The following is a 1,526-nucleotide window of genomic DNA, read 5'->3' on the forward strand; positions in this document are numbered from 1 at the left end:
GACCGCGGGGACCGTCGCGTTGACGGCGACCCGCGAGCGCAGCGGCGTCGGCGGGCCCTGCCACGCCATCTCGAGCGCGGAGCGCAGCCAGTGGGCGGCCTCGGGGTCGTCGTATTCCGGGAAGGGACCGAACTCGCCCCACCCGGCCGGCCCCTCGACCAGTGCCACCTCCCGCTCGGTGACGCCACGGAACCGGACCCGCATCGGCAGGGCCACCACGTGGACGCGGGCGAGCAGATCGTCGATCGACTCGGGGCCCGGTACGGATGTCATGCCTCCACGCTAACGTCGACCCCATGACCGAGAGCAGCGCAGCGCAGGGCGAGACCGCGAACCCGTTCGATCCGTCGCAGTGGCGGGAGGTCGAGGGCTTTCGCAGCGGCGAGGACCTCACGGACCTGACCTACCATCGTCACGTGGGCGAGAGCCGGGCCGACGGAATCGTGCGGATCGCCTTCGACCGCCCCGAGGTGCGCAACGCCTTCCGCCCGCACACCGTGGACGAGCTGTACCGGGTCTTCGACCACGCGCGCCGCTCCCCCGACGTGGGGACCGTGCTGTTCACCGGCAACGGGCCGAGCGCCAAGGACGGCGGCTGGGCGTTCTGCTCGGGCGGGGACCAGCGCATCCGTGGGCGGTCCGGGTACCAGTACTCCACCGAGCACGACTCGGACGTGGCCGGCGCGACGGCGGACAAGGTCGACCAGGCGCGGGTGAAGGCCGAGGGCGGACGTCTGCACATCCTGGAGGTGCAGCGACTCATCCGCACAATGCCCAAGGTGGTGATCTGCCTGGTCAACGGGTGGGCGGCGGGCGGGGGGCACTCGCTGCACGTGGTGAGCGACCTGACCCTGGCCTCCCGCGAGCACGCCCGGTTCAAGCAGACCGACGCCGACGTGGGGTCCTTCGACGCCGGATACGGCAGCGCCTACCTGGCCAAGCAGGTGGGCCAGAAGTTCGCGCGCGAGATCTTCTTCCTCGGTCAGGCGTACACGGCCGAGGAGATGTTCCAGATGGGCGCCGTGAACCGGGTCGTGGACCACGCCGAGCTGGAGAGCACCGCGATCGAGTGGGCGCGGCTGATCAACGGCAAGTCGCCCACCGCGCAGCGGATGCTCAAGTTCGCGTTCAACCTCACCGACGACGGACTGATGGGCCAGCAGGTGTTCGCCGGCGAGGCCACCCGACTGGCGTACATGACCGACGAGGCCGTGGAGGGCCGGGACGCGTTCCTGGAGAAGCGGGCCCCGGACTGGGACGACTTCCCCTACTACTACTGACGACGCCGGACCGGTCCATGCCCGCCACCCGCGAACTGCGCGTGCTGCCCGTGCCCGGCGGCCCGGCGGTGGCCGAGCTGTTCCCCGAGTTCGAGCAGCTGCTCGACGACCGTGGTCCCGCCCTGCTGCCCGTCCCGTCCGACGATCCGGTACGCACGCGCCTGCTCTCGGGCGCCATGCGGCCCGGTGACCCCGTCGACGACCGGACGGCGCTGGTGGTGAGCACCTCGGGCTCGACGGGCACTC

General features: G+C 71.4%; 1 protein-coding gene and 2 pseudogenes. 2 read left to right on the plus strand and 1 reads right to left on the minus strand.

The annotated features are described in order from the left end of the window. A pseudogene (locus tag G6019_RS07925) lies at positions 1–273 on the minus strand (o-succinylbenzoate synthase); the annotation flags it as partial. A gap of 23 nt (positions 274–296) precedes the next feature. Between G6019_RS07925 and G6019_RS07930 the strand changes: the two are divergent. Together G6019_RS07930 and G6019_RS07935 are read left to right on the plus strand one after the other, a co-directional pair. Then, positions 297–1,280: a 1,4-dihydroxy-2-naphthoyl-CoA synthase gene (locus G6019_RS07930; protein ID WP_182613332.1), complete on the plus strand. Its 984-nt coding sequence runs from the start codon at positions 297–299 to the stop codon at positions 1,278–1,280. A 17-nt stretch (positions 1,281–1,297) separates the two neighbouring features. Beyond that, positions 1,298–1,526, plus strand: a pseudogene (locus G6019_RS07935) (o-succinylbenzoate--CoA ligase); the annotation flags it as partial.

Source organism: Dietzia sp. DQ12-76, assembly GCF_014145045.1.
In the GTDB taxonomy this organism is placed as follows: Bacteria; Actinomycetota; Actinomycetes; order Mycobacteriales; family Mycobacteriaceae; genus Dietzia.